Origin of the sequence: Shimia sp. (assembly GCF_965227725.1) — a bacterium.
Lineage (GTDB): Bacteria > Pseudomonadota > Alphaproteobacteria > Rhodobacterales > Rhodobacteraceae > Shimia.
The window spans coordinates 1,156,760-1,183,359 of the sequence record NZ_CBDDGH010000005.1; the positions used below are offsets into that span (position 1 = coordinate 1,156,760).

A 26,600-nucleotide genomic window follows, 5' to 3' on the forward strand; every position below is an offset into this window, starting at 1 on the left:
TTCTGGGTGAACTCTTAGGCCACCTGCCCGCTCTAAATCGCGTCGGTCGCTGTGTTCAAAACGACATAGAGGCCGACGGCAGTCATCACATAAGGCGCAAAGCGTTCGAGCTTTTGCACCCGGGCGATCCGGTCAGGCGCGATACCTGCGCTGACGGCACCGATGGCCGCGACCACAAGCGCTGAAATCAGTGCGCCTCCCAAAACCGGAGCTGAATAGACGGCACGGGAATCCGCCAGCAGCGGCGTGAACACCGCAAAAGTGTCAAACGACAGGCTCAGGAACAGCACCGTCAACGCCACAGTGTTTGCCCTCACCTCTGGCGCTTGCCCCTCGGCGTCGGGCGCGCTGCGATGCTGCCAGAGTCCCCAGAGGCCAAGCCCGATTGGCACCAGCCCCAGATAGCCCACAGGCAGCGGCAGTTCTGTATCCGCGCGTTCGGCCACCAGAAAGGCAATTGCGAGCACAAGCACCTGCGCCAGCATATAGCCCACAATCACCTGAAACCGCCCCATCGTCAGGATCAGCCCTAGCATCACCACCAGATTGTCGAGATTGGTCGCCAGATGGGTCAGGCAAGAAGAAACCGCCAGCGCGACGGTCTCCATCATGCGCCCAGGCCGTCCAACACGGCACGCGCGGCACGCAGCCCCGGCGCTTCATGCCCTTTGCCGAGACGCTCCATGGTCAGCGCCATGGCGGCCTGTTGCGCCTCTGGGTTGTCCAATATGCGCAAAATGGCCGGTGCAATGTCTTCCGGCTGAAACGCAGGGCCAAGGAACTCTTCCACCGTGCGTGTTTCTGACACCAGATTAACCAGCGTCACCGTATCAATCAGCGCCATGCGGCTCATGATTTGCCAGCTCAGCCAGCTCATGTCGTAGGCCACAACCATCGGCGTCGCGCTTGCCGCCAGCTCCAGCGACACAGTCCCTGAGGCCGCCAATGCCACATCCGCGGCAGCAAAGGCCGCGCGTTTCTGCGCAAGCCCTTCCTCTGGCCCCATCAGATTCGGATCAAGCACGATGGGCGCATGCGGCCATCCGGCCACCGCCTCTTTCACCGCATCCGCCACCGGTGCAGCCGCGGGCACAACCACCTGCAAATCCGGCTTTTGCTGCTTTAGCCGTGCAACCACGTCGCCAAACGCAGGCGTGAGCCGTCCAACTTCACCGCGACGCGACCCCGGCAACGCCACCAACAATGGCGCATCATCAATGCCATGCTGCGCCCGAAAAGCGGCAACCTCTTCAGCGTTTGCAACAGGTTCCGTGACAACCGGATGCCCAACAAAATCACACCGAAGCCCCACAGCTTCCATATAGGGCGGCTCAAACGGCAAAAGCGCCAGCACATGATCCACGGACCGCGCCATCTTCTGCGCGCGCTTTGGGCGCCAGGCCCAGACCGACGGCGCCACATAATGCACACAACGGATGGTGCTGACGGCCTTCACTTCCCGTGCCACACGCAGGCAGAAATCCGGGCTGTCAATCGTGATCAGAACATCCGGCTGCCAGTCGAGCACCGCTTTCGCCGTTTGATGCATCCGTTTGACGAGGTGGCGGTATTTGGGCAGCACCTCAGCAATGCCCATCACGCTCAGCTCATCCATGGGAAACAGGCTCTCAAGCCCCTGCGCGCCCATCAAAGGCCCGCCGACCCCCGCAAATTCGACATTGGGCATCAACTGGCGCAGGCCTTCCATCAAGGCCCCGCCCAACCGGTCGCCCGACAGTTCTCCAGCGACCAGAAACACCTTCATCAGAGCGTCCGTCCCATTAGAAACAACCCGTTGTCATTTAGCGCTGCGAGGGTTTCAGCACGATCAATGATCATCACCTTGCCCGCCTCCACAACAATACCTTCCACACCGGCTGCCGCCGCTGCGGCAATCGTGCCCGGCCCAATGGCGGGCATGTCCACGCGCAGATCCTGCCCGCGTTTTGGGGCCTTCACAAACACGCCTTTGCCCCGCCGCAAATGCCGCGGGGTTTCGCTGACAAAGCGCAACAAAGCGTCTGTACCCTGCAACGTCTCAATCCCCAGGCACAGACCAGCCGCCACAACAGCACCCTGCCCCACATCCAGCGGTGAAAGCGCCGATAGAATGTCATAGGCGCGATCCGCATCGGCCAGCGCCTGTGTTGAGGGCGCAGCACCGGCCACCAGCCCGTCTTCGATGCACAGTTCCGGCAGCAGACTATGTGCCCCGACCACTTCAAAACCCTGTTCTTCAAAGACCGCAATGATCAGCCGCAAAATCGCATCGTCCCCGCCCTGCAACGCAGGCAGCAAGCGCGGTGCAATCGCCATCATACCGGCATCAAACCGTGTCGGATCAAGCGCGGGTCGGCCAAGCCCCCCTGCCATCACCAACTGCGTCACGCCAGCGTCATGCAGCGCAGCAAACAGCCCGCCCATTTCCTCAAACCGGTGTGTGTGCACTTGCCCGGTCATGGCGTGCTCGACACCCTCAAAGACCACACAATAGGCCTCAGGATTGGCAGCCGCCAACGCAAGCGGCAGATTGCCCCCGCCACATAGGATCGCCAGTTTGCTCATTTCAGCCTCGCCGGAAGTTAGGGCTTATCGTGGTGTCAGGAAGGAGCGATCCGTTTCGCCCAACACAAAGGCCACAATTTCCTGCACATAATCGCTGTCAGATTCGTCCCCCAGACGTCTTGCACGCTCAAGAAAAGCGCCTTCGCCCTGCGCAAGCATCTGAAAGGCCGCACGCAGCGCCGTGATATCCGCGCGCGCAACACCGCGACGCTTGAGCCCGACAAGGTTTAGCCCGTCCAGCTCGCCACGTGGGCCTTGTACAAGACCGTATGGGATCACATCGTTGGTCACCATTGTGACCGCACCGATGATCGCACCACGGCCGATGCGCACCCATTGATGGATGCCACACAGACCGCCAATGATCACGTCATCTTCGATGATACAGTGGCCTGCCACAGCGGCTGAATTCACCACGATCACACGATCACCGATCTGCGCGTCATGTGCGATGTGGCAGCCAGCCATGAACAACCCATCATCGCCCACGCGGGTCACGCCGCCACCGCCTTCGGTGCCGCTGTTCATCGTGACATGCTCACGGATGCGGTTGCGCTCACCAATGACGAGTTTGCTGGCCTCGCCATCAAACTTCAGATCCTGCGGCACTTCGCCAATCACCGAAAAGCTGAAAACCTCAGTCTCCGCGCCAATCTCTGTGTTGCCGGTCACCACCACATGGCTTTTCAGCACCACACCTTTGTGCAGCACGACATTTGGGCCCACCACGCAAAACGGGCCGACAACACAGCCCTCCGCGATGCGCGCGCCGTCTTCAATGACCGCAGACGCGTGGATCTGAGCGGTGTCAGAAATTCCCATGAGGCTCACTCCTTGGGCAAATCCATCATGGCTGTGAATTCAACTTCACAGGCCACTTCTCCGTCAACCGTTGCGGTGCCCGCAAACTTCCAGACCTTGCCGCCCGGCTTGCCGCGTGTTGTGGTCACGCGCATTTCCAGCACGTCTCCCGGCACCACCATGCGACGGAACTTACATTTGTCGATGCCCATGAAGTAGACCAGCAGCTCTTTGTCTTCCATGCCCAGCGAAACGCCAACCATCACCGCAGAGGTCTGCGCCATCGCTTCCACGATGGTGACGCCCGGCATGATCGGCTTGGACGGAAAATGGCCCTGAAAATGGGGCTCGTTCATGGTGACGTTCTTGATACCCGTCGCAGAGGCATAGCCGTCAATATCAACCACCTTATCCACCAGCAGAAACGGGTAGCGATGCGGAATGATCCGCTGGATCAGGCCAATATCGGCACTCTTAAGCTCTTGAGACATCTTGCGCTCCTGCTGCGTCTTGTTTGTTGAAGTAGCCCTAGCAATCCCAGAGGCCGGGGGCAAGCATACGACCGATTTGCCAAACCTCTAGGCCATACCTGAAAGGCGCGTCTGTTTTATTCTTCAGGCGTATCTGTCGCGGATGGAAGGCCATCTCCCAGAATTTGGTTGAGCCGTTTGATCGCCATCGGCGTGATATCGATCGCCGGATCGGACAACAGCACCTCCCGCCGCTCCAGGATCACACTGGCGCCTGCCTCTCGCATCAGATCCGTCAAAATCGGGCTGGCTGCGCGGATGAAGGCCTCTTCTTCCCGCTGCCGCTGCACCTCGATATTGCGGGACTTTTGCTCCTGTTCATTCCGGATCTGCACAACGCGCGCGTCAAAGGCATCGGCAACAGCGCGAAACGCCTTGGGATCCATCCCCTCGCGCTGATTGGTCAGCTCTCGTTCTTCTGCCGTCAACTCGGCCTGAATGCGCCGGTTCTCCGCCAGAAGCACCGCCTCTTCCGCTGCCAATTCCTGAGTCACCCGCAGGCCAAACAGAGATTGGGAGAACATCAAATCGCTGTCCACGGTCAAGACGGCTGCGGTCGGCACCTCTTGGGGCGCGCGCGCCTCCTCTTGCGCGAAAGTGGCGGGCGCTTGAAAAAGCCCCGCCACCACAATTGCAAAACCTGCTGCCAGTCGCCGCATCACAAATCAGAACTGAGCGCTGATCGTGAAGTCAAACGTCTGCTCGCGGTCAAAGTCTTCTTTCTGCAGCGCTTTGGTGAAGTTAAAGCGCAGCGGACCAATTGGCGTGGTCCAGAAGATCGACGCCCCGATCACGTGGCGCAGCGAAAAGTCTTCGCCCACCACATTGTTGGAGGTTTGATCCAGCCCCCAGAGCGAGCCGACGTCGTAGAAGAGACCACCACGCAGCCCCAGTTCCTCTGGCAGGCCAAGCGGGAATTCCGCTTCAAATCGCGCTACAGCGTAGAAGTTGCCGCCCAGAGCGTCGTCAAAGCCGGCACCCTGTTCACGTGGGCCAACACCATAAGGCTCAAAACCTCGGATGTTACGTGCTGTTACGATAAAGCGGTCATCAACACGGCTGTCGTCATCAGGCGAATACAGAGCGCCCCCTTCAAAGGTGGCACGCAATGTGACTTCTTCGTTCCAGGCCAGCGTCTCCGCAACGGCACGGCCGGTGGTTTCGATATAGGTGTAGTCTCCGCCGATGCCGCCAAAATCCTGGCTGAACTCAAGCAGCACACCGCGTGTCGGATCAAGACCAGACCGACGTGTGTCATAGCGATAGGTATATCCCAACGCGCTTTTCCAGATGTCGCCCCGCGCCGCTTCCTGGTTGATTAGCGTGCCGTCCAGCGACGGGTCCTCAGCGACACTCAAATCGGAGTTCACAAGCGAGTAGCGCAGCTGCATGCGGGAATACTCGCCCAGCTGGAAACCGATGGCCGGTGTGAAATCACCAACCGTGTTGGTGAAACGCGCGTCACTTGGTTCAAACTCGCGATAGGAGAGATTGAAACCCGCGCTCAGATCCCGCCCAAGGAAGGCTGGCTCCTGGAAGGACAGACCATAATCCACGATGTCAGAGGAGGTCGAGAACGACACACCAAGGTTCTGCCCACGTCCAAGGAAGTTGGACTCGCTAAACCGGACCGCAAGACCGAGGCCATCGTTCGTGGAGAAAGTACCACCCAAAGACAGCGAGCCGGTTGGCTGCTCTTCGACGTCCACATCCACAATCACCTGGCTTGGGCTGCTGCCCTCACGTGCATTCACTTCCGCAGAAGAGAAGAACCCCAACGCGCGGATACGCTCCGCACTCTCCCGGATCTCACGCGGGTTGAACGGGTCACCCTCCACAATACGGAACTGTTGGCGGATCACCTTATCCAGTGTGGTCGTGTTGCCCTCAATGTCGATACGCTCAACAAAGATCTTCGGACCACGGGTGATGACAAAATCTACATCCAGCGTCAGATCACGATCGTTGCGTGTGATGCGCGGCTCCACGCGGAGGAAATCTTGCCCCTGCTTCAGCGCAAAGCGCTCCATGCGCGCAATCGAGTTCTCAACCAGGCTCGGCGTGTAAACCACCCCCGGCTTCAGACGCAGGGTTTCCAGATACTCTTGCGGATCCAGTCCTTCGATATCGCTTGATGCGGTGATCTGGCCAAATTTGAACTGCTGCCCCTCTTCAACGTTAAACGTGACAAAATAGCTGTCGCGTTCGCGGGAAAGCTCGGCATTCACACTGAGGGTACGGAAATCCACATAACCGCGGGACAGGTAGAAATCGCGCAGAACCTGCTTATCGAATTCGATGCGGTCATTCACAAAGGTGTCTTGCTGGAAGAAGGCACGCAACAGGCCCGCCTGCTTGGTGCCCAGCACACGGCGCAGACGGCTGTCACCGAAGTTCTGGTTGCCCACAAAGCCTATGCGCTCGATCTCGACGATCCCGCCTTCAAAGACTTCAAACACCAGATCAGCGCGGTTCTCGCTGCGACGAATGATCCGCGGGGTCACACGGGCCGCCAGACGACCGGACTCCGCATAGGCCTGCGTAATGCGCGCGGCATCGCGCTCGGCAACCGTCGGGTTCAAAACGCGGCGCGGCTCGGACTCAACCAATCCCTCAAGCGCGTCGTCTTTCAGGCGTTGGTTGCCTTCAAAGCTGATGCGGTTGATGGTTGGGTATTCGGTCACCTTGATCGTCAGCGTATTGCCGCTTGGCACCAGCTCGACAGTCTCAAACAGGCCGCTTTCCAGCACTCTTTGATAGGCCGCGTTCAACTGGCCACCGGTCACCGGCGTGCCGGTCTGCAATCCCGCATAATTGGTAATCGCAGAGGACTCGATCCGCTGGTTCCCATCCACGCGAATGGAGCCAAAATTGTAGTTCTGGGCATGGCCAAGCGTTGGCAGTGTCATCGCTGCCGCAAAAGCCAGACCATAAATTCCTGTCACAAAACGCCTGCTCTGCGCCTCGTCACGGTCTTTGGTTGTTACCAAAGCACATGCTTGTTTGGTCATTCCCAAACTCCGAAGTATCCCTGTATAGCATGTGAGTAACGGGAATACCCGGCGTTGTCAAAACTGCAATGGCACGAAAATCGCCATTGTTTCCTATAGCCAACATAGCAAATTGTGGCGCACGCAGACTGCGACGCCACATCATCTTGTAACTCATTGAGATCAAAGGGCGCACACCAAACCGGGTGGTCTGCCCCTGTCATATCCCGGCGATCAGTGGATCAGGCTGCTGATGTAAGCCCCGATCAACAGGCCCACCACAACCGCCGACGGATAAAGGAATCTCTCCCAGTTGACATCAATCAACAGGCCAATTGCGCGATATCCACTTGTAATCGTTTGCATTTCCCACATCCCAACGCAGTATCGTTAAACAATAGTAACCTTAGAATAGGGCAAAATTTGGGCGCACAGATGATCTGCGCGCCCATATGGTTAACTCAGCCCCGCCAGAAAGCGGGTATCAAAAAACCTGTGATCAGGGGCAGAAAAGGTCGTTTGTCAGGCCAAACAGCATCATGCCCAGCACGATCATCAGACCACCCATCATCAGCACGCGCAGCACCCCATCAGCTGGCGGACGCCCTGCAACCGCCTCGTAGGCGTAAAACACAAGATGGCCGCCATCCAACATTGGAATCGGAAACAAGTTCAGCAATCCGATCGCGGTGGACAGCACCGCAATGAACCAGATGAAGCTCTGGGTGCCCTGGCTCGCCATCGCGGCTGAGGTCTGCGCAATCCCGACCGGGCCAGACAGGTTACAGCTGCTGATCGCACCGGTGACCATATGATAAAGCCCGCTCAGCGAGCCTTCCACGATCCGCACGGTCTGACGCGCGCCGGCCACAACGGCATCGCCAAACGGCAGGGCTTCGGTCGCAGGCTCAAAGGCCAGGCCGCCGCCAATCCCGATCCGCCAGTTGGTGACAAAACCGCCATCCGCCTGCGGCTCATCCACACGGCGGGGTGTCAGCGCAAATTCCTGTTCTTCACCGTCCCGCTGAACGGTCAGCAACAATGTGCGCCCTTCACCAGATTCCACCGCCTCTTTCAGCTCGGAGAACGCAACAATCGGCGTGCCGTCGATTGCCGTGAACACATCACCAACCTCAAGCCCCGCATTATACGCCGCCGAACGCGGTGCCAGCGAAAGCACCAAAGGCGGATAGAGATATGGCCCGGAGACCTCAATCTCTTCCCCCGCGCGGCTCACCACATAGGGCAGCGGATCCTGCTTTGCCATCTGGTCCCAGAAGTCATCAAATGCGCCGGGTTCATCAAAGGAAGGCAGCGTCTCGCCATTGATGGCGCGCACCACATCACCTTCCTGCAAGGTATATGGAGCATTGGGCAGATCGCGCATGTCACCAACAATTAGCTTGTCGCCCACCTGCCCGTTGGACATCATCACAGCGGCAAAAATGATCAACGACAGAATGAAGTTGAACACCGGCCCCGCCAGAACAGTGGCGGCCCGCGCCCAAAGCGGCGCGCCATGCATGGTGGCCCGGCGCTCGGCGTCGCTCATTTCCGCCATGGCCTCGCCATCCTTGCCGCTTGCGGCATTGGCGTCACCTTTGAACTTCACATATCCGCCCAGCGGGATCGCGGCGAGTTGCCATTGCGTGCCGCGTTTGTCTACGCGCGACCACAGCACAGGGCCAAACCCGATGCTGAACACATCCGCGCCGATACCGCTCCAGCGGCCAACGATGTAATGGCCGTATTCGTGGATCGCCACGATGATCGACAAGGCCACAACAAACCAAACAACTGTTAGGGCGCCGCTGCCGAAACTCGGGATTAGCGTCGAAATATCCAAATGCACGTCCTCTTTTTGGCGCTTCTGGCGGCCTTAAGCCATTTTTTGCATGATCTCATCCGCAGTCTTGCGGGCGAGATGGTCAGTTTCCATCACCGTATCAAGGCTCATTTCGGCATTCTTGAGGCAATGTGAGGGAGAAAGCTGCGCAAGCACCTCCTCCACCACCTCGGCCATCTGCAAAAAGCCAATGCGGTGATCTAGGAAGGCGTCCAGCGCCCGCTCTTTGGCGGCATTGAACATCGCCCCAGCATGCCCACCGATCTCCAGCACCTCATGCGCCAGCCGCAGCGCGGGGTAGCGCTCCAGATCCGGCGCGCGGAAATGCAATGAGCCGATTTGCGCCAGATCCAGTCGGGATACCGGCAGATCCTTGCGCTCCGGCCAATGCAACGCATAGCCAATCGCATGGCGCATGTCTGGCGGCCCCACATGGGCCATCAGCGCCCCGTCCTTGAAGCCCACCAGCGCGTGCACCAGCGATTCCGGATGCACAAGCACCTCGATCTGCTCATGCGCGCAGCCGAAAAATTCTTTGGTCTCAATGACCTCCAGCGCCTTGTTGAACATCGAGGCACTGTCCACGGTGATCCGCTGCCCCATGTTCCAATTCGGGTGGCTGCTGGCCTGCTCTGGCGTGGCGCGCGCCATATCTTCCAGGGTCCAATCCCGGAACGCGCCGCCGCTGGCGGTGATGATGATACGCTCCACCGCGTCCATGTCTTCACCGACGAGGCCCTGAAACACCGCAGAATGTTCGCTGTCCACCGGGAGGATACGACCGCCGTGTTTCTCAGCGGTGCCCATGATCAGATGGCCTGCCGTGACCAGAGATTCCTTATTGGCCAGCGCAAGGGTCGCCCCCTGCTGCAACGCCACCAGTCCCGGGGCCAGTCCCGCAGCGCCGACAATCGCGCTCATCACCCAGTCTGCTGGTCGTGCCGCGGCCTCTGCAATCGCCTTTGCCCCTGCCGCCGCCTCAATCCCGCTGCCTGCAAGCGCGTCGCGCAGATCACCAAGCAGCGCCTCATTGGCGGTCACCGCCACATCGGCCTTCAGCGCAATCGCATCTTCTGCCAGCTGCGCAATGTTCTGCCCGCCTGTCAGCGCCACAACATCATAAGCCGCAGGATCGCGCCGGATCAGATCAATGGTGTTCTGACCAATCGATCCGGTGGCGCCAAAAATGGAAACTTTTCTCATCTTACCAGTCTCTTGTCACCGGTTTTACGTTGCAGGCAATCCGAGAACGACGCCCATCAACAACACAAGCAGCGCGCCGCCCATCATCCCGTCAAAGCGATCAAGCAGGCCGCCATGTCCGGGGATCAGATTGGAGCTGTCCTTGATCCCGGTCTTGCGTTTCAACGCGCTCTCCGCCGCATCGCCCATCTGCGAGGCGAAGGAGGTCAGAATGCTCAGGACAATCAGGGTCGTGCCGCCAAAGGCCAAGCCCACACAGGCCGCGGCAACCCAGCCCGCGATCGTGCCGGACCAGGTCTTTTTGGGGCTCACCTTCGGCCAGAATTTCGGCCCGCCTATCATGCGCCCTGCGAAGTAACCCGCGATATCCGTCGCCACCACCACAGAGACAAGCCACAACAGCCAATAGGCCCCGCGCACATCACGCAGCACAATCAGCCCATAGCAGGCAAACATCAGGCCAATCGCGTAAGCGCCGTAAACCAAACGATATTTCTTGGCCTGACCTGCACCGACAAAGCCAACTGCCGCCAACACCGGCCCAATCGCCTGCCCCGGCAGCACATAGGTCGCCAACAGGGCTGCGGCGGCAATCACCGCAACCACGATGGCGCTGCGTCCGTCTCCGCCGTTCAGCATCCGGGTCAGCTCCCAGATCATCCCGGCACAGATCACGACGACCAGTTCATGGAACAGCACACCGCCCTGCCAGATGGCCACACCACCAACCAGAAGCATCACCAGCGCAGATGCGACCCGCGCTGGCAGATCCCCCCAGATCCCGCTGTCCTTCCCGGCGCTGCTCACGCGCTCACGGCTCCAAAGCGGCGATCACGGGTCGAATAGGCTTCCACCAGTTTGCGGAACTCCTCTTTGGAGAAATCCGGCCACAGCGTGTCGATAAATTCATATTCTGCATAAGCCGACTGCCACAGCAGGAAGTTGGAGATCCGCGCCTCACCGCTGGTGCGCACCACCAGATCCGGATCCGGAAGCACGCAGGTGTCCAGATACTTGGGCAAGGTCTCTTCGTTCACATCTTCCGGCTTCAGATTGCCAGCCGCCACATCCTGCGCCAGCCGCTGCGTGGCCCGCGCGACCTCGTCCCGCCCGCCATAGTTCAGCGCAATGGTCAGGTTGACGCCGGTGTTCTCTGCGGTCAGCTCTTCAAGCTCATCCATCAGGGCCTGCAGTTTCACGTCCAGCCCGGGGCGGTCGCCGATAAAGCGCACCCGCACGCCCTCTGCTTTGAGAGAGCGCGCCTCTTTGCGAATATACTGGCGGAACAGACTCATGAGCCCGGCCACTTCGGCCTGTGTCCGCTTCCAGTTCTCCGTCGAAAACCCAAAAATCGTCAGATACTCAACACCCAGCGGCGAGCAAGCGCGTACAATCTCTTTGACACGCTTGGCGCCTGCATGGTGCCCAAACAGCCGAGGCCGCCCGCGCGCCTGTGCCCAACGGCCATTGCCATCCATAATGATGGCCACATGTCGCGGGCCGGAACGTGTAGCGGTCGCGGGAAGGTCCTCAGCCATGTGCTTATACCTGCATGATTTCGGACTGTTTGTTTTCCAGCGCGCTGTCGACCTGCTTGATGTAGCTGTCGGTCAACTCCTGCACTTCGCCTTCCCAGAGCTTCTGGTCGTCCTCAGACATGCCGTCGCCCTTGGCTTTCTTGATCTGGTCCATGCCGTCACGACGGATGTTGCGGATCGCCACACGGGCGTGCTCGGCATATTGCGCCGCCACACGCGCCAACTCGGTGCGGCGCTCTTCGTTCAGCTCAGGGATCGGCAGCATCACGATGGTGCCGTTGGTCTGCGGATTGATGCCAAGGCCGGAGTTCATGATCGCCTTCTCAACCGCGCTCACCAACGATTTGTCCCAGACGTTCACGGTCACCATACGTGGCTCCGGCACGTTCACGGTGCCCACCTGGTTGATCGGCGTCTTGGAACCATAGGCATCCACCATCACCGGCTCCAGCATCGTGGCCGAGGCGCGGCCGGTCCGCAGCGAGGCAAATTCGGTTTTGAGAGCCCCCATTGCACCATCCATGCGGCGCGTCAGGTCATCGGTATCAAGTTCAAATTCTTGGTCAGACATTGCTGCTCTTCCAGTCTTTCATGTTCTGCTGGTAACGCTCATAGGCTATTGTCCATTCTTTGTATAGCACCGCACAGGGACGGTGAAGTCCCCTCTCCCCTACCTCTGCCAAACGCAGCCGTTTTGCCGCCTCTTTCTCGCGCGCCCTTTCTGCCGCGCTTGCCCAAGCTGTTATGAGACTTGCGCAAAGCCGCTCTGAAAGGTCGTTTTCCTCATCGCGATAGTACCTGATTATTTTTATAAGGATTCGAAAACCCCTATCTCAGGATACCTCCCATGAGCAGAATGATTCCCAATATGAGCGCCGGCGGACTGGACGCCCACAAACCAGCCGAAATCACCCGGCTGGTCAGACTGTCCGGCGTGACCAAAGCAGAAATGCCGCTTCTCCCGCTCATCACCCTCTCGATCCTTGGCGGCGCATTCATTTCCTTTGGTGCGCTCTTCTTCACCCAGACCACATCCGGATTTGCCGACATCAACGGCGCCCTCAAACTGATGGGCGGCATTGCGTTTTCCCTCGGCCTCATTCTGGTGGTCATCGGCGGTGCAGAGCTCTTCACCGGCAACACCATGATCGTGATGGCCTATGTGGACAAACGCATCACCACCAAAGCGCTCTTGCGCAATTGGGCGGTTGTGCTGGTCGGCAATGGGCTTGGCTGTATCGCTGTGCTGCTTCTGGTGCAGGGATCGGGCCTGTTGGATGGCTCCCACGGCACCCGCGCTGCGGCCATTGCCGAGGCCAAAATTGCCCTCACACCGCTGGAAGCTTTCTGCCGTGGCATTCTCTGTAATGCGCTGGTGTGTCTGGCGGTTTGGCTCGCGGTGTCAGCGCGCTCCACACTTGGCATGATCCTGTCCATCGTGTGGCCTGTCTCTGCCTTTGTGGCCATTGGTCTGGAGCACTCCATTGCCAATATGTACCTGATCCCCGCAGGCGCTCTGTCGGGTGCAGAGGTCAGCTTTGCCGCGCTCATGGGCAACTTGGTGCCGGTTCTGCTTGGCAATATCATCGGCGGTGCCGGGATCGTGGCACTTGCCTACCGTCTGGCCTACGGCCGCAACCTCGCGGATGAGCACCCTGTGCCTGCGGAATAACCCCAACTGGCAAAGAAAAAGCGCAGCGGGCCGAAACCTGCTGCGCTCCCAAAACATCTGATAAAGGCCTAGCCTCAGCTCACCTTCGTGTAGGTGCCCTTGCCGCCAAGAATGCCGCGGAACCCGCCCGGCTCATCCAGCGGGAACACGATCAAAGGCAGGTTGTTGTCACGCGCCAAGGCAATCGCACTCGCGTCCATCACCTTCAGGCGTTTGGTCAGCACGTCATCATAGCTGATCGCGTCAAAGCGCACCGCATCATCATGCTCTGCCGGGTCTTTGTCATAGATCCCGTCCACACCGTTCTTGCCCATAAAGATCGCCTCACAAGCCATCTCATTGGCACGCAGCGTCGCAGCCGTGTCGGTGGTGAAATAAGGGTTGCCGGTGCCTGCCGCAAAAATGCAGACCCGCTTTTTCTCAAGGTGGCGCACGGCGCGGCGGCGAATATAAGGCTCTGCCACCTCATCCATACGGATCGCGCTGATCACACGGGTGAAAACCCCGAGGCCTTCCAGCGCGCTCTGCATCGCCAGCGCGTTCATCACGGTGGCCAGCATGCCCATATAGTCCGCAGTTGTGCGTTCCATGCCTTGGGCCGCACCGGACAGGCCACGGAACACGTTGCCGCCGCCAATCACCATGCAAATCTCAACGCCCATGTCATGAACGGATTTCACTTCCTTGGCGATGCGTTCAATCGTGGGCGGATGCAGGCCGAAGCCCTGATCTCCCATCAACGCCTCCCCCGAAATCTTCAACATCACACGGTTAAAGGTCACCTCGGCGGGAACGGCGGCGTCGCTCATGTTGCACTCCATCTGCGCATCGTTTTAGGATTGCGCGCAAAATGTCGGAAAACGGGCGCGGGTTCAATGCGAGAGTTGCCTGCTTTCCGCACAAACTCTCAAAAGCCGGGCCACTTCATGCCATCTTTGCCATCCATCGCGCCGGATCAGCCGGTCCTGATCGCAGGCCCCACTGCCAGCGGCAAAAGCGCGCTCGCGCTGGAAATCTCCGAAACGCAGGGCGGCGTGATCGTAAATGCTGATGCAATTCAAGTGTTTGGCAATTGGCGCATCCTAACCGCCCGCCCCTCTGTCGAGGATGAAGCACGGGCGCCGCACCACCTTTACGGTCATGTTCCGAGGTCAGCAGAATATTCTGTTGGCCATTGGTTGCGCGATGTCGCCCCTCTTTTGAATGAGGGCCCGCGCCCGATCATTGTTGGCGGCACCGGCCTTTATTTTACAGCGCTCACCCAAGGATTGGCCGATATCCCCGCCACACCGCCTGATTTGCGCCTTGCCGCCAATGCGCGCGTCGCTTCGGAGGGATTCGAGGTGTTGCTGGCAGAGCTTGATTCTGAAACCCGCGCCCGCATCGACACCCAAAACCCGATGCGCGTACAGCGGGCCTGGGAAGTGCTCACTGCAACAGGCCGCCCGCTGGCAGAGTGGCAAGACGACACGCCGCCGCCCCTTCTGCCTCTTTCCGACACAATGCCGATTGTCTTTGACGTGGACAAAGACTGGCTCAACTCCCGGATTGCCCGCCGCTTTGATCTGATGTTGCAAGAAGGCGCTTTGGAAGAAGCCCGGTCAAACCTGGCCACTTTTGACCCGACGCAGCTTTCCGCCAAGGCCATCGGCGCGCCCGAGCTCATCGCCCATCTGCGCGGCACCCTCACTCTGGATGAGGCCCGCGAGCGCGCCACCATCGCCACGCGCCAGTTCGCCAAACGCCAGCGCACATGGTTTCGCTCCAAAATGTCCAAATGGCATCACTACAATCCAACCGATTGAAACTGCCCATCAGCCCGTGCAAGCGGTTCTCCACTGAAGCGCCTATTCTGATGGCAGAATCTGGCACAGATCGGTCTGCGTTAACCAAAAGCTTGCCCGAATCTATTCCGCCGCGCTTAAGTCCCCGCCAAGGTGACTGAGAAGACAATCAATATCCCGTCGTTCATGACGCGGCCCGGCATGGGGTCCAAACCGACGCAAGACGCCGCGCCCAAAGCCCCGTCCAAAGCCCTGCCCAAATCAATCAAACCACGCGCACCGCGCACCAAACGCGCTGCCTTGCGCCAACCGGATCAGCCGGTCTCCGACATCACCGTCACCAGTTTGGTGGGCGCCAGCCAGACCGCGCGCTGGAAGCTTGAACAACTGCATCAACGCGATCATCACATGGTGCTCTGGACCACACGCGGACAGGGCCGCGTGCTTCTGCATGGCCGCCGTCGCGGCTTCAGCGCCTATAATGTGATCTTTGTGCCTGCGGGACATCTGTTCTCCATCGAACTTGGCCCGCAAGTGCAAGGGCTGGCAACGCTGCTGCCAAACGACGGGCGCATCCTGCTGCCCGATCAAGCGCATCTGATCCGCTTAAACGACAGCGCCGAACAGGTTGAATTCACAGGCATTCTTGATGCAATGCGCCGCGAATGCGCCGACCTGCGCCCCTTGATGAATGACGCCTTAAACGCCCATGCGCAGCTGCTCTCCGTCGCGCTCCGGCGCGCCATCGACCGCGAAGCCCCGCCCCCGCGCGCCCGCGCCACCGAGCGGCTGGTGCGTCAATTCTGCGATCTTCTGGCGCAGGAGTTCACCTCGGGCAACCCCATGGCCTGGTATGCCGAGCAGCTCGACATCACGCCGACACATCTCACCCGCGTCTGCCGCCAGTCCGCCGGCATCACCGCCGCAGAAATGCTTTCACAAATGGTGCAACACCGGGCCCGCAGCCTGCTGATGGAAAGCGATCTGCCGATCAACCGCATCTCAGGCGCCCTTGGCTTTGGCAGCGCCGCCTATTTCACACGGTTTTGCCAGCAACACTTCGGCGCCGCCCCAACAAAGCTGCGCAAACAGGCACGCGGGATCTGAAAAGGGCTGATAACGCCGTACCTCTGTGGATCAAGCCCTAGGGCCAAGATCTGCATAGAGCTTTCGATAGGCACGGCATCGCATCACGTAAGTACAAATGCCCATCATCCCGCCATAGAAAACGGTCCAAATACCTACGGAGCGGAACATCAGGTCAGGCTCCAAATCCATCGTGAGATACTGCGCAACTGAAATTGTAAGACCAAAGGGCAAACCAAAGCTCAACATCCCTGACAGAACGACATGACGCATGAAGCCGCGATCAACCGTCTTCTGTAGATATCTGCGTGCAAGCCCCCCCATACTGGCATCACCGCCAATCGTCTCTCCATCCACAAGTATCTGACCGCGCAGCTTGTAGCCGTCCCATCCGAGACGCCCCTCCAAAACCACGCGATCGCCTTCGATCTCCAACGGAACGTTCAACCGCGCGCCTAAATCCAGCCAAGCAGATGTTTTGCCCGACACCACGATTGCGCCATCAACCTCGATCCATTCCCCACGGCTCTTATGAGGAAATAGAGACCAGTGATTGTGCAAGCGGATGCTGTGACCTTTGTGGTCTGCGGTCCAAGTTTTATGCGGCAAAGCGCACTCCTTTCACAGGATGAAAAACTTGGCTGGGATCACAAAGCGCGCCTGGCAGGTTTGAATGTTCGGGCAGCTCCCTCAGCCGCCCAAAATCTTGCGCACGTAGTTGCGGGTCTCTTTGAATGGTGGCACGCCGCCGTATTTCTCCACCGCATGCGGGCCTGCGTTATAAGCCGCCAGCGCCAACCGCCAGCTGCCAAACTTCAGATACTGCTGCTTGAGATAGCGCGCGCCCCCTTCAAGGTTCTGCTGAGGATCAAGCGGATCCACCCGCAACGCCCGCGCGGTGCCGGGCATCAACTGCGCCAACCCCAACGCCCCTTTGTGGGATTTCGCTTTGGCGTTCCAATTGCTTTCCTGCTGCACCAGCTTCAGGAACAGATCAACCGGCACCCCATGCAGCAAGGCCGCCTCCCGCGCCATGGCGAGATAAGGCCCACGGTATCTGCCGTTGTAGCTGCCATCCCCCCACTTGGAGGGGGTATAGACCGGCTTGGGCTTGAGACGCACCGAATTGCGGTATTGCTCCGCTGCCCGACCATCCAGCACCCGTGTCTGATTTTTGAACAACCGGGCCTGAGACTTGCTTGAAACAGATTGCGCCGCTGCCGTGCCGACCGTCAGACCAGCAACCACCACCGCGCCCACAAGCGCCCCCAAACTCCGTGCCATGATCCTGCGCATGTGCGCCCGCTCCACCATGATTCCGAACTTTTCTATATCAAATCGTGAAATTTTTTCCAGACACAGCCCCGTCATCTGGAAATTCCATCGCCCGGAGTGACCCGCAAACCCAGCTTTTCCACAAGAAACTGCTTCCCATTCGCGACTTGCGGTGGTGTATGGTGATCCAAATCGACTGATAGAATCCGTGGGAGTGATAGGCGTATGGCCGGATCGGTGAACAAAGTAATTCTCATTGGCAACCTGGGCCGCGACCCAGAGGTGCGCTCGTTCCAGAATGGCGGCAAGGTCTGCAACCTGCGCATCGCCACCTCTGAAACCTGGAAAGACCGCAACACCGGTGAGCGCCGCGAGCGCACCGAATGGCACTCTGTTGCAATCTTCCAGGAAGGCCTGGTGCGCATTGCAGAGCAATACCTGCGCAAAGGCTCCAAAGTCTATGTTGAGGGCAAGCTGCAGACCCGCAAATGGCAGGATCAATCCGGTCAGGATCGTTATTCCACCGAAGTTGTGCTGCAGGGCTTTGACGGCGTTCTGACCATGCTCGACGGCCGCTCCGGTGGCGAAGGCGGCGGTGGCGGCGGCTTTGGTGGCGGCGGTGGCGGCTACGATCAGGGCGGCGGCTACGGCGGCGGCTATGACCAAGGCGGCGGTGGCGGCTTTGGCGGCGGCAATCAGGGCGGCGGCGCCCCAAGCCGTGACATGGACGACGAAATCCCGTTCTAAGCCTCCGCGGCAGACGGACAGATATTCAGAGAGGGTCGGCATCCGCCGGCCCTTTTTTGTTGCCCCCACGGCCTGTCACATCCGGAAATGCGGACTTGCCAGAACCTTAAAACTAAGGGACACTCAATGTCAGTACGCACTCATTTCTGTTAGAGAGTTCATGGTTGAGTTGGGTGGTGCACCACGAGGGCATACCCTCAAAAGCACCGACGAGCGCGTGGTCTCTCTGCAAAGTCATACTTACGTATCAGGGAGATAGACGTGTTTTCTAAATCTATCAAAACAACTGCCGCAGCGGCGCTATTGGCGACCTCGTCAACCGCGCCGGCCATGGCCAGCGATCTCGGCGCCGCCATTGCAGGTGCCATTGTCGGTGGTGCCATCGTTTCGAGCGCCCAAAAGAACAAAGCCAGACAACGCTCCAGCGCTGCCTATTACTCCGCCACCCGCGCCCAAAACCGCGAAACCCAGAGCGCGCTCAACTATTTTGGCTTCCCGGCTGGCACGCCGGATGGTGTGCTTGGCGCGCGCTCCCGTTCCGCAATTATTCAATATCAAAGCTACGTCGGCTTTCCGGCCACAGGTCGCCTCTCGCCCTACGAGCGTGATTTCCTCGTATCCTCCTACAACCGCGCACAGGTTGGCGGCCCGCAGGTGGTGAAAGCCATGCAGACCCATCAGCACGGCGTGCGCAGCCTGCTCACCACCTGGTATGCTGAGGTTCACGGCGGCCCCTCCGGCACGATCTATGGCGGCATGCCGGTTGAGGTCTCAAACGCCATCGACGAGGTGGCACAAAGCTCCGATCCAAGTGCCGAGCAGCTTCTGCAGCGCTCCGGCTTCATCCAGCTGGCCGACCTCAATGGCGACGGCAAAACCGACTACATTCTGGACACATCTGTCTCCGGCAGCGCCTATTGGTGCGGGGCCAAAGACTGTACTGTGATGGTCTTTGCCTCAGGCCCCAGCGGCTTCACCCGAAACGACTTCCTCAGCCATGTGGCGACACCAACAAGCTTCTCTTGTCACCAGTCCACCTGCCGCCTGAACGACTCAGCCACACCCCAGGTTGCCGCCGCACCTGAAGTGCCGGTTGTCCCGGCCCCCGCAGCGCCGGTGACTGTCCCGGCAACGGCCCCCGCAACCGTGCCCGTCGCTGCGCAGGAGCCCGCGGCCCAGAGCCTCACTCTCTTCCAAACTGCGCAACCCGCCGCGCCGGAAAAATCTCTCGCAGGCTATTGCGGCAAGGTCGGTCTGCTCACCAGCTCCAACGGCGGTTTCACCACGGTCTCCAAGATCACCGACCCCGATTTTGTGCTGAGCGAGCAATTCTGCCTCGCGCGCACCTACACGGTGGCCAATGGCGAAAAGCTCATGCAATCGGTGCAGGGTGCCACTCAGGCGCAGGTCGATCAGCAATGTGACGCTTTCGGCCCCGTGCTTGCGCCCTATGTGGGCAAACTCTCCACCGCCGCCCCTGCCCAACTGCTGTCTGAGGTGCAGAGCTTTGTGTTGAACTCCAATATGTCGCTGGAACAGTTGCAGGACACTGCGCAAATCTGCCTCTTCTCGGCCTATCGCCGTGATGACATGCAGGTGGCTCTTGGCTCTGCGCTGATCATGTCCGCCATCGGCCAGAAGCCTTACGGCGAGCTAATCGCCCATCACCTGCAACATGGCTTTGGGGTCGCCACCAACACCGATCAGGCGCAGGCGTGGTACACCTCCGCGATTGACGCTCTGAACAATGGGGCCGAGCCGGTCTTCGCTCCGGGCCAGACCGAGCGCACCGCGCTTCTGCAGGCCGCAGTGCTGGCCGATTCCGGTGCCGCGCCTCTGGTGCAGCCTGCAGCCGCATTGCCAACAATCTCGCTTGGCGACTGAGTCAAACGCCGACCTCTGAAAACCCGCTCAAAGCCCCGGCCCGCCTCTCGCAGCCGGGGCTTTTTTCTGCCAATTGCACAGGATTGCGCCAAGCCCCTACCCCCTCGCGCAAATGCTGCCTATGTTAAGAAAAACAGCATCAACGTGAGGACAAAGCGTGTCTGACTATCCCAATTTTGACCGCGCGCTTGAGGCGCGTCTGGTCGCCTATTGCGCCATCGACAGCCAAAGCAACGAACACTCAGAAACCACGCCATCCACCGAAATCCAGCTCGATGTCTCCCGCCATCTGGTGGCCGAGCTTGAACGCATTGGCGCATCAGACGTGACCCTCACTTCTTATGGTGCCGTGCTCGCCACGGTCCCGGCAACAGACTCTGACGCGCCGACCATCGGCTTTTGCGCCCATGTGGACACCGCCCCGCAGTTCAACGCCACCGGCGTCAAACCGCGCGTGATCCATGGCTGGGACGGCACCCCCATCACCTATCCAGACAATCCTGATCTGATCCTCTCCCCCGAAACCTCGGCCTATCTGTCTGGCAAAGAGGGCGAAGACATCATCACCGCCTCCGGCCTCACCCTGCTGGGCGCTGATGATAAGGCGGGCATCGCGATCATCATGACCATGGCTGAGCACCTGTTGACCACACCGGGCCTCAAACACGGCAAGGTGCGCCTCGCGTTCACGCCAGATGAGGAAATCGGGCGCGGTGTGCACCCTGATCTGCCCGGCGATTTTGGCGTGGATTTCGCCTACACACTGGACGGCGCCCAGCGCGGCACAATGGAGTATGAAACCTTTTCAGCCGACGGCGCGGTGGTGACCATCACCGGCACCTCCGCCCATCCGGGCTATGCGAAGGACAAGATGACCAACGCGCTGCATGTGGCGGCTCAGATCATCTCTGAGCTGGATGAGGTCGGCACCACGCCGGAAACCACCGATGGCCGCGAAAGCTTCACCCATATCTACGCTCAGGAAGGTGGCAGCTCTCAAACCACGCTCCGGTTTATCCTGCGCGCCTTTGAGATGGACGATCTGGAAGCACAGGCCACCCGCCTCAAAGCCGCCTGCAGCAAAGCCGAGGCCGATTTCCCCGGCGCCACAGTGACCTGCGACATCACCAAACAATACCGCAACATGCGCTATTGGCTGGAGAAAGACATGACCCCGGTGGAGCTCGCCCGCGACGCCATTCGCGCAGAGGGGCTTGAGCCAAAATCCGTGCCCATTCGCGGCGGCACCGACGGCTCTCAGCTCACCGAGAAAGGCGTGCCCTGCCCCAATATCTTCACCGGCATGATGGAGATCCACGGCCCGCTGGAGTGGATTTCGGTGCAGGACATGGCCAGTGCCACCCGCGTGATCCTCAATTTGGTGCAGCGCAGCGCCTAACGCGTCATCCACCCCCACACGACCCGCCATTACCTGCTGGCGGGTCTTTGCCGAGGCCACGACAGCTCACAGCTTCGTGAACATCCGTGAAATTGTCGCTTACGTAACCCTCCCATTAAAAACAAATGGGAGAAGACAATGAACTTTTTCGAAGCCTTCTTGAAGCGGTTGCTGGAGCGCCTCAATCTCCATAACCCCGAGCCCGCACCGCCCCCTGCACCAACGCAAACCATTGCAGAGATCGCCTCGACCAACGGAAACTTTGATATCCTGGTCGCTGCACTGAACGCAGCTGGTCTGACCCAGACATTCCTCGACCCCGGCGATTTCACCGTCTTTGCCCCAACCGATGAAGCCTTCGAAATCCTGGCACGTGACACGTTGGGCATCGACACCACCGGCCTCTCAGAAACCCAAATCGCAACAGAAATCGTCAACGCTGTGGGTGTTCCGACGCTCACCAATATTCTCTTCTACCACGTGCAGGCTGGCAGCAGCTCCCTTGAGGATGTGCAAAACAGCGGTTCGGTGGACACGCTGCTGGCCGACGCAAGCTTTGGCGTGGACGGCGACACGCTCAATGACGCTGACCCCGATGTGGAAGACCCGGAATTTGTCGAGGGTCTCACCGACATTCAGGCCACCAACGGCGTGATCCATGTGATCGACCGCGTGCTGCTGCCCATCGACGTGGCCGAAGCCAACGCGCAGCCCACCATTGCGGACATCGCCTCCGGCAACCCCGCCTTTGAGGCACTTGTTGGCGCGCTTGTTGCCACAGGCTTGGTCGACCTCTTCACCGATCCCAACAATGATTTCACCGTCTTTGCCCCCACCGATGATGCCTTCCGCGCATTGGCCGAAGAGTTGGGCGTTGACACCACGGGCCTTGCCGACGCCGATTTGCCCGGCGCAATTGTGGGCGCCGTTGGCATCGATCTGGTGCGTGACGTGCTGCTCTACCACGTGCAGGCGGGCGGCAAATCCCTTGCCGACATTCAGGAAGGTCGCCTTGTGGAAACAGCACTTGAGGGGGGCCGCTTTGTGGTTGATGGCAACAGCCTCAACGATGCCGATCCCGGCCGTGCCAACCCCAACTTTGTCGAAGGTCTTACCGACATCGAAGCCTCAAACGGCGAAATCCATGTGATCGACTCCGTGCTCCTGCCCATCGACATTGCCGATGTCTCCCCTGTCTGGGACCGCGGCTCCTTCGGCGATGACGTGCAAATTGGCGGCGCGGCGGATGACTATCTCAGCGGTGGATTCAAAGGCGACGACATCCAGATCGGCGGCGCGGGCAATGACCGCATGTATGGCAGGCTCGGTGATGACATCCAGTTTGGCGGCAGCGGCAATGATCGCATGTTCGGCGGCTGGGGTGACGACCGCATGGTAGGCGATGATGGCAATGACTACATGAAAGGTGGTCGCGGCAATGATCTGATCGATGGCGGCGACGGCAATGACGTCCTGCGCGGCGGCAGTGGCCATGACACGCTGATTGGCGGCGAAGGCGACGACAAGCTGCATGGCGGCTGGGGCGCGGATGAGTTCAACTTCACCACGCTCAGCGGCGATGACACCATCAGCGATTTTGGCTGGCATGACACCATCGTGGTGAGCACAACTGACTTCGCCGATTACGCGGCCATCATGGACAACACCGCTTTCAGCGGCCGCATCGCCACCATTGAAGGCGACAACGGCTCCATCACGCTGCATTCGCGCTATCTGGACGAAAGCGACTTTGTCTTCATCTGATAGAAAACCCCGTGTGAGCCGGCACCGTCCGGCTCACATCACGGCGCACAAGTAGGCCTTAGCGGTTCGCCAGCTCTTGCACCAACAAATCGCGCACCACATCCCGTGGCACATCCGCCGTCACAAAGGCATTGCCGATCCCACGCGCCAGGATGAAGCGCAGCTGACCATCGACAACCTTCTTGTCCTGCCCCATCAGATCCAAAAGCGCATCCGCATCCGGCAACTCGCCGTCGATGTCCTTCAGATCCACCTTCATGCCCATCTCACGCAGGTGCTGACGCACGCGGCTCGGATCTTCCTGCGAACACAGACCCAGACGCGCGCTCAACTCAAACGCCAGCGCACAGCCGACAGCCACACCTTCCCCATGCAGCAGACGGTCGCCATAGCCCGTCGCCGCCTCAAGCGCGTGACAGAATGTATGCCCAAGGTTCAGAAGCGCGCGATCCCCCTGCTCGGTCTCATCGCGCATCACAATCTCGGCCTTCATCTCACAGGAGCGTTTCACCGCAGCAATCCGCGCCTCCACGTCACCTGCCGCAAGCTTCGGCCCCAGCTTTTCCAGCCACTCAAAGAATGCCGCATCGCCAAGCAGGCCGTATTTCACAACCTCGCCATAACCGGCGAGGAAATCGCGCGGCGTCAGCGTGCCCAGCACATCAATATCTGCCAGCACCAGTTTGGGCTGATGAAACGCGCCCACAAGGTTCTTGCCCAAGGGGCTGTTGATCCCGGTCTTACCACCAACCGAGCTATCGACCTGCGCCAAAAGGCTCGTCGGGATCTGCACAAAGCCCACACCACGGCGCAGGATCGCTGCGGCAAAGCCGGTCAGATCCCCGATCACACCGCCCCCCAGCGCCACAACAAGATCACGCCGCTCCACACGCTGCGCCAGGAGCCACTCCACAGTTTGCTCCAGATGCGCCCAGCTCTTGGTGCTTTCGCCCGCGGGCAGCACCAGCGCTTCCATGCTGATCCCCTCACTCGCCAACCCGGCCCGCAGGGCCTCCAGATGCAGCGCCGCGACGTTTTCGTCGGTGACAACACAGACCTGTTTGCGCGCCAGCATTGGCCCGATCAGCGCGCCTGCCTGTGCGAGCAACCCGGGGCCGATGTGAATGTCATACGCGCGCCCCTCAAGGCCAACATGCACCGTTTCCATCATCACTCTGCCCCTTCCAAAACGTCTGGGCGCTGACCTGTCAAAGCGTCAGCCACCCGTGCCGCCATTTCCTCAATGCTCAAGCCTGCCTCTGCTGCCACCGGCAGATCGGCAAGGCTATAAAGCGGCACTCGCGCCGCATAGATCTCTTCCAGCGTCTTGCGTGGATTTTCGGTGCGCAACAAAGGCCGCGTGTCCTTGTGTTTCACCCGCGACCACAACAGATCCACATCCGCATTCAACCACACAGCCACGCCGCGCTCGGAAATCACATCGCGGTTGGCTTCGGCCAGATAGGCCCCGCCACCGGTGGACAGAATGCAACGTTCCTCATCCAGCAGGCGCGCAATCACCTGGCTCTCTTTCTCGCGGAAAAACGCCTCACCGTCGCGGGCAAAAATCTCGGCAATGCTCATGTTGGCTGCCTTCTCGATCTCCGCATCCGAGTCGATGAACGGCACATCAAGTTTCGCTGCCAAAGCCCGTCCAACGGCGGTTTTTCCCGCCCCCATCATGCCCACCAGCACGACGGTTTTTTTCAGTTCATAGCCCATGAAACGCCCACAATCGGCCAAGCCTTGCCCAAAATTAAGATTTCGGCATTGAATGACGTGATCTTGTGCAAAAGGCCAGTTATAAGTTGAAAAAAACGGGCAGGAAATTTGAGAGGACTCATGGGCAAAGTCATTCGGGCCTTATTGGTTCTATTCGTCTTGGCGGCGCTGGCATTGGTTGCATATGCCTACGTCGGACCAATCTTTGGGGCTGATTTTTCCGCTCAACAAAACGAAATCCGCATCCCAGTCGAGCTGCAAGGCGAAGAATGAGCGTTCTGCGGGCTTTGGGCACATGGCCCTTTCTGATCGGCCTCGCCGCCGTGCCTGGCGTGGCGCAGGAGGCGCCGCTGTCAGCCATCGAATGGCTGAACCCAACCCCTACCGTGACGCTGGACATCGGTCTGCCGCAAGGGGAACCGCCTGTCTCCCAAGGCCTCAGCACCCCCAACATCAAAGTCACCTCCCTGGATGACAACGGCCACGACGCCACCGGCCTCCTGCCTTCTTCAGTCACCGGCCTTCCGGCCTCACTCTGGTCGGCCTCCCGCGCGTCCAAACTCAGCGATCTTGTCAACGCCCAGCGCCCCGATGTGCTGCCAGCGATGCAGGCGCTTCTTTATACACTTCTCTTGGCAGAGGCCGACGCACCACGCGATGCCGGAGTCGCCAACGAGCTGCTGATCGCGCGAATCGACAAGCTTATCGAGATGGGCGCGCTGGAACAGGCCGGAGCCCTCATTGAGCGCGCAGGCGCAGACACGCCCGCGCTGTTTGCGCGTTGGTTTGATGTGACACTCTTGATGGGTGAAGAGCAACGCGCCTGTGACGCCCTGATGCAAGCCCCGCATCTGGCCCCGGATTACGCCGCCCGCATCTTCTGCACTGCCCGCTCCGGAGACTGGCGCGCCGCAGCGCTGACACTGGATTCCGCCAAAGCGCTGGGCCTCATCTCTGAGGAGATGGACGCGCTCCTTCTGCGCTTTCTGGATCCTGACCTCTTTGAAGGCGAGCCGCTTCTGGTCGCCGCAGGGCCGGTGACCCCGCTCAAGTTCCGCCTCTATGAGGCAATCGGCGAAACCCAGTCCACCACAGGCCTGCCCCGCGCCTATGCCCATGCCGATCTGCGCGACACCGCAGGCTGGAAAGCACAGCTTGAGGCCTCCGAGCGTCTGGCGCGCACCTCCGCGCTCCATGAAAACCGCCTGCTTGGGATTTACTCAGAGCGCAAACCTGCCGCCTCCGGCATGATCTGGGATCGCGTCGCCGCGCTTCAGGCCTTTGACGCGGCGATCAGCAGCAATGACACCGCCAAAGTGGCCGACACGCTACCCTCGGTTTGGGCCGCCATGCAGCAGGTCCACCTCGAAGTGCCCTTTGCCCGCATCTATGGCCCGCTGCTTTTGAAGCTCCCACTGCAAGGTGTGTCCGCCCGTCAGGCCCGCGACATTGCGCTCTTGTCGTCAGACTATGAACGCGCCGCCCGCAGCGGTCCGCGTGATTTCCTTGCCGGTCTTGCGCTGGGCGCTCCGCCGCGCATCACCACAGATCCCGTGCACCGCGCAATTTCCGATGCTTTCCATGGCGCAGGGGTGCCGCAGGAAATCTCCACCATGCTGGCACGCGGCCAACTAGGCGAAAGCATCCTCACCGCCATGTCGCTGATGGACGACGGGGCGGCAGGCAACCTTGGCGCTTTGACCGAAGCTTTGGCCACTTTCCGCGCCGTCGGCTTGGAGGACACCGCCCGCCGCGCTGCCCTTCAGGTCGCGCTACTGGATACGCGGGGCTAGC

At 59.9% G+C, this 26,600-nt stretch carries 27 protein-coding genes; 9 read left to right on the forward strand and 18 right to left on the reverse strand.

The window, feature by feature from the left end:
- Positions 1–32: 32 nt before the first annotated feature.
- The 13 genes from ACO07T_RS15990 to frr all read right to left on the reverse strand — a co-directional run bounded on the left by ACO07T_RS15990 (position 33) and on the right by frr (position 12,044).
- A complete protein-coding gene (locus tag ACO07T_RS15990) occupies positions 33–611 on the reverse strand; it encodes a hypothetical protein (RefSeq protein ID WP_422050214.1) in 579 nt (192 codons plus the stop codon).
- On the reverse strand, positions 608–1,765 hold the full coding sequence (gene lpxB / locus ACO07T_RS15995; RefSeq protein WP_422050215.1) for a lipid-A-disaccharide synthase: 1,158 nt from the start codon (positions 1,763–1,765) through the stop codon (positions 608–610). Before lpxB ends, ACO07T_RS15990 begins: the two co-directional genes overlap by 4 nt.
- Positions 1,765–2,565 (reverse strand): LpxI family protein, encoded by an 801-nt coding sequence (locus tag ACO07T_RS16000; RefSeq protein WP_422050216.1) that lies wholly within the window; start codon positions 2,563–2,565, stop codon positions 1,765–1,767. The genes lpxB and ACO07T_RS16000 overlap by 1 nt, the downstream gene beginning before the upstream one ends.
- 24 nt (positions 2,566–2,589) lie before the next feature.
- The gene (lpxA, locus tag ACO07T_RS16005) at positions 2,590–3,387 is read right to left on the reverse strand and encodes an acyl-ACP--UDP-N-acetylglucosamine O-acyltransferase (protein ID WP_422050217.1); all 798 of its coding nucleotides are present in this window, start codon (positions 3,385–3,387) and stop codon (positions 2,590–2,592) included.
- Positions 3,388–3,392: 5 nt separating this feature from the next.
- Complete coding sequence (gene fabZ, locus ACO07T_RS16010; RefSeq protein ID WP_209079160.1) at positions 3,393–3,857, reverse strand: 3-hydroxyacyl-ACP dehydratase FabZ; 465 nt, start codon at positions 3,855–3,857, stop codon at positions 3,393–3,395.
- A gap of 116 nt (positions 3,858–3,973) precedes the next feature.
- Entirely contained in the window at positions 3,974–4,555 is a 582-nt protein-coding gene (locus ACO07T_RS16015) for an OmpH family outer membrane protein (protein ID WP_209063220.1), read from the reverse strand.
- A gap of 6 nt (positions 4,556–4,561) precedes the next feature.
- Positions 4,562–6,907: an outer membrane protein assembly factor BamA gene (gene bamA, locus ACO07T_RS16020; protein WP_422050218.1), complete on the reverse strand. Its 2,346-nt coding sequence runs from the start codon at positions 6,905–6,907 to the stop codon at positions 4,562–4,564.
- A gap of 213 nt (positions 6,908–7,120) precedes the next feature.
- Complete coding sequence (locus ACO07T_RS16025; RefSeq protein WP_422050219.1) at positions 7,121–7,252, reverse strand: hypothetical protein; 132 nt, start codon at positions 7,250–7,252, stop codon at positions 7,121–7,123.
- 133 nt (positions 7,253–7,385) lie between these two features.
- On the reverse strand, positions 7,386–8,732 hold the full coding sequence (gene rseP / locus ACO07T_RS16030; RefSeq protein ID WP_422050220.1) for an RIP metalloprotease RseP: 1,347 nt from the start codon (positions 8,730–8,732) through the stop codon (positions 7,386–7,388).
- Positions 8,733–8,765: 33 nt separating this feature from the next.
- Entirely contained in the window at positions 8,766–9,935 is a 1,170-nt protein-coding gene (gene dxr / locus ACO07T_RS16035; RefSeq protein ID WP_422050221.1) for a 1-deoxy-D-xylulose-5-phosphate reductoisomerase, read from the reverse strand.
- A 24-nt stretch (positions 9,936–9,959) separates the two neighbouring features.
- Positions 9,960–10,742 carry a phosphatidate cytidylyltransferase gene (locus tag ACO07T_RS16040; protein ID WP_422050222.1) on the reverse strand — a complete coding sequence of 261 codons (783 nt, stop codon included), beginning with the start codon at positions 10,740–10,742 and terminating at the stop codon, positions 9,960–9,962.
- Positions 10,739–11,473, reverse strand: coding sequence for an isoprenyl transferase (locus tag ACO07T_RS16045; protein ID WP_209079165.1), 735 nt, complete (start codon positions 11,471–11,473; stop codon positions 10,739–10,741). The genes ACO07T_RS16040 and ACO07T_RS16045 overlap by 4 nt, the downstream gene beginning before the upstream one ends.
- A 4-nt stretch (positions 11,474–11,477) precedes the next feature.
- A complete protein-coding gene (frr, locus tag ACO07T_RS16050) occupies positions 11,478–12,044 on the reverse strand; it encodes a ribosome recycling factor (RefSeq protein ID WP_209063229.1) in 567 nt (188 codons plus the stop codon).
- Between the two features lie 276 nt (positions 12,045–12,320).
- On the opposite strand from frr, the gene ACO07T_RS16055 reads away from it, so the two are divergent.
- Complete coding sequence (locus ACO07T_RS16055) at positions 12,321–13,145, forward strand: formate/nitrite transporter family protein (protein ID WP_422050223.1); 825 nt, start codon at positions 12,321–12,323, stop codon at positions 13,143–13,145.
- Between the two features lie 74 nt (positions 13,146–13,219).
- Here ACO07T_RS16055 and pyrH read toward each other — a convergent pair whose 3' ends face one another.
- Positions 13,220–13,954 (reverse strand): UMP kinase, encoded by a 735-nt coding sequence (gene pyrH, locus ACO07T_RS16060; RefSeq protein ID WP_247738765.1) that lies wholly within the window; start codon positions 13,952–13,954, stop codon positions 13,220–13,222.
- Positions 13,955–14,071: 117 nt separating this feature from the next.
- On the opposite strand from pyrH, the gene miaA reads away from it, so the two are divergent.
- Both miaA and ACO07T_RS16070 read left to right on the forward strand, forming a co-directional pair.
- Entirely contained in the window at positions 14,072–14,950 is an 879-nt protein-coding gene (gene miaA / locus ACO07T_RS16065) for a tRNA (adenosine(37)-N6)-dimethylallyltransferase MiaA (RefSeq protein WP_422050224.1), read from the forward strand.
- Between the two features lie 132 nt (positions 14,951–15,082).
- Entirely contained in the window at positions 15,083–16,036 is a 954-nt protein-coding gene (locus ACO07T_RS16070) for a helix-turn-helix domain-containing protein (protein ID WP_422050225.1), read from the forward strand.
- A 30-nt stretch (positions 16,037–16,066) separates the two neighbouring features.
- Here the strand turns inward: ACO07T_RS16070 and ACO07T_RS16075 are convergent, their stop codons facing one another.
- Complete coding sequence (locus ACO07T_RS16075; protein ID WP_422050226.1) at positions 16,067–16,624, reverse strand: hypothetical protein; 558 nt, start codon at positions 16,622–16,624, stop codon at positions 16,067–16,069.
- 81 nt (positions 16,625–16,705) lie between these two features.
- Positions 16,706–17,299, reverse strand: coding sequence for a lytic transglycosylase domain-containing protein (locus ACO07T_RS16080; RefSeq protein ID WP_422050227.1), 594 nt, complete (start codon positions 17,297–17,299; stop codon positions 16,706–16,708).
- 216 nt (positions 17,300–17,515) lie between these two features.
- Here ACO07T_RS16080 and ssb point away from each other — a divergent pair, with 216 nt between their 5' ends.
- The 4 genes from ssb to ACO07T_RS16100 all read left to right on the forward strand — a co-directional run bounded on the left by ssb (position 17,516) and on the right by ACO07T_RS16100 (position 23,084).
- Positions 17,516–18,037: a single-stranded DNA-binding protein gene (gene ssb, locus ACO07T_RS16085; protein WP_209063242.1), complete on the forward strand. Its 522-nt coding sequence runs from the start codon at positions 17,516–17,518 to the stop codon at positions 18,035–18,037.
- Positions 18,038–18,298: 261 nt separating this feature from the next.
- Positions 18,299–19,921 carry a peptidoglycan-binding domain-containing protein gene (locus ACO07T_RS16090; RefSeq protein ID WP_422050228.1) on the forward strand — a complete coding sequence of 541 codons (1,623 nt, stop codon included), beginning with the start codon at positions 18,299–18,301 and terminating at the stop codon, positions 19,919–19,921.
- 157 nt (positions 19,922–20,078) lie between these two features.
- Positions 20,079–21,320, forward strand: a complete 1,242-nt coding sequence (gene pepT / locus ACO07T_RS16095) for a peptidase T (RefSeq protein ID WP_422050229.1) — start codon at positions 20,079–20,081, stop codon at positions 21,318–21,320.
- Between the two features lie 138 nt (positions 21,321–21,458).
- Complete coding sequence (locus ACO07T_RS16100; RefSeq protein WP_422050230.1) at positions 21,459–23,084, forward strand: fasciclin domain-containing protein; 1,626 nt, start codon at positions 21,459–21,461, stop codon at positions 23,082–23,084.
- A 58-nt stretch (positions 23,085–23,142) separates the two neighbouring features.
- Here the strand turns inward: ACO07T_RS16100 and aroB are convergent, their stop codons facing one another.
- Together aroB and ACO07T_RS16110 are read right to left on the reverse strand one after the other, a co-directional pair.
- Positions 23,143–24,255, reverse strand: a complete 1,113-nt coding sequence (aroB, locus tag ACO07T_RS16105; protein WP_422050231.1) for a 3-dehydroquinate synthase — start codon at positions 24,253–24,255, stop codon at positions 23,143–23,145.
- The gene (locus ACO07T_RS16110; RefSeq protein ID WP_422050232.1) at positions 24,255–24,806 is read right to left on the reverse strand and encodes a shikimate kinase; all 552 of its coding nucleotides are present in this window, start codon (positions 24,804–24,806) and stop codon (positions 24,255–24,257) included. The genes aroB and ACO07T_RS16110 overlap by 1 nt, the downstream gene beginning before the upstream one ends.
- A gap of 120 nt (positions 24,807–24,926) precedes the next feature.
- Between ACO07T_RS16110 and ACO07T_RS16115 the strand changes: the two genes are divergently transcribed.
- Both ACO07T_RS16115 and ACO07T_RS16120 read left to right on the forward strand, forming a co-directional pair.
- Positions 24,927–25,079, forward strand: a complete 153-nt coding sequence (locus ACO07T_RS16115; protein WP_209063253.1) for a hypothetical protein — start codon at positions 24,927–24,929, stop codon at positions 25,077–25,079.
- Positions 25,076–26,599 carry a hypothetical protein gene (locus ACO07T_RS16120; RefSeq protein WP_422050233.1) on the forward strand — a complete coding sequence of 508 codons (1,524 nt, stop codon included), beginning with the start codon at positions 25,076–25,078 and terminating at the stop codon, positions 26,597–26,599. The genes ACO07T_RS16115 and ACO07T_RS16120 overlap by 4 nt, the downstream gene beginning before the upstream one ends.
- Position 26,600: the final 1 nt, after the last annotated feature.

What these genes read in the sequence shown, in the direction of transcription:
- lpxB (WP_422050215.1), bottom strand. Translation starts at nt 1,765, where the DNA reads ATGAAGGTGTTTCTGGTCGCTGGAGAACTGTCGGGCGACCGGTTGGGC.
- dxr (WP_422050221.1), bottom strand. Translation starts at nt 9,935, where the DNA reads ATGAGAAAAGTTTCCATTTTTGGCGCCACCGGATCGATTGGTCAGAAC.
- ACO07T_RS15990 (WP_422050214.1), bottom strand. Translation starts at nt 611, where the DNA reads ATGATGGAGACCGTCGCGCTGGCGGTTTCTTCTTGCCTGACCCATCTG.
- ACO07T_RS16115 (WP_209063253.1), top strand. Translation starts at nt 24,927, where the DNA reads ATGGGCAAAGTCATTCGGGCCTTATTGGTTCTATTCGTCTTGGCGGCG.
- ACO07T_RS16080 (WP_422050227.1), bottom strand. Translation starts at nt 17,299, where the DNA reads ATGGCACGGAGTTTGGGGGCGCTTGTGGGCGCGGTGGTGGTTGCTGGT.
- ACO07T_RS16015 (WP_209063220.1), bottom strand. Translation starts at nt 4,555, where the DNA reads ATGCGGCGACTGGCAGCAGGTTTTGCAATTGTGGTGGCGGGGCTTTTT.
- ACO07T_RS16045 (WP_209079165.1), bottom strand. Translation starts at nt 11,473, where the DNA reads ATGGCTGAGGACCTTCCCGCGACCGCTACACGTTCCGGCCCGCGACAT.
- miaA (WP_422050224.1), top strand. Translation starts at nt 14,072, where the DNA reads ATGCCATCTTTGCCATCCATCGCGCCGGATCAGCCGGTCCTGATCGCA.
- ACO07T_RS16100 (WP_422050230.1), top strand. Translation starts at nt 21,459, where the DNA reads ATGAACTTTTTCGAAGCCTTCTTGAAGCGGTTGCTGGAGCGCCTCAAT.
- ssb (WP_209063242.1), top strand. Translation starts at nt 17,516, where the DNA reads ATGGCCGGATCGGTGAACAAAGTAATTCTCATTGGCAACCTGGGCCGC.
- ACO07T_RS16000 (WP_422050216.1), bottom strand. Translation starts at nt 2,565, where the DNA reads ATGAGCAAACTGGCGATCCTATGTGGCGGGGGCAATCTGCCGCTTGCG.
- ACO07T_RS16055 (WP_422050223.1), top strand. Translation starts at nt 12,321, where the DNA reads ATGAGCAGAATGATTCCCAATATGAGCGCCGGCGGACTGGACGCCCAC.
- aroB (WP_422050231.1), bottom strand. Translation starts at nt 24,255, where the DNA reads ATGATGGAAACGGTGCATGTTGGCCTTGAGGGGCGCGCGTATGACATT.
- fabZ (WP_209079160.1), bottom strand. Translation starts at nt 3,857, where the DNA reads ATGTCTCAAGAGCTTAAGAGTGCCGATATTGGCCTGATCCAGCGGATC.
- bamA (WP_422050218.1), bottom strand. Translation starts at nt 6,907, where the DNA reads ATGACCAAACAAGCATGTGCTTTGGTAACAACCAAAGACCGTGACGAG.
- ACO07T_RS16110 (WP_422050232.1), bottom strand. Translation starts at nt 24,806, where the DNA reads ATGGGCTATGAACTGAAAAAAACCGTCGTGCTGGTGGGCATGATGGGG.
- ACO07T_RS16025 (WP_422050219.1), bottom strand. Translation starts at nt 7,252, where the DNA reads ATGCAAACGATTACAAGTGGATATCGCGCAATTGGCCTGTTGATTGAT.
- lpxA (WP_422050217.1), bottom strand. Translation starts at nt 3,387, where the DNA reads ATGGGAATTTCTGACACCGCTCAGATCCACGCGTCTGCGGTCATTGAA.
- ACO07T_RS16120 (WP_422050233.1), top strand. Translation starts at nt 25,076, where the DNA reads ATGAGCGTTCTGCGGGCTTTGGGCACATGGCCCTTTCTGATCGGCCTC.
- pyrH (WP_247738765.1), bottom strand. Translation starts at nt 13,954, where the DNA reads ATGAGCGACGCCGCCGTTCCCGCCGAGGTGACCTTTAACCGTGTGATG.
- frr (WP_209063229.1), bottom strand. Translation starts at nt 12,044, where the DNA reads ATGTCTGACCAAGAATTTGAACTTGATACCGATGACCTGACGCGCCGC.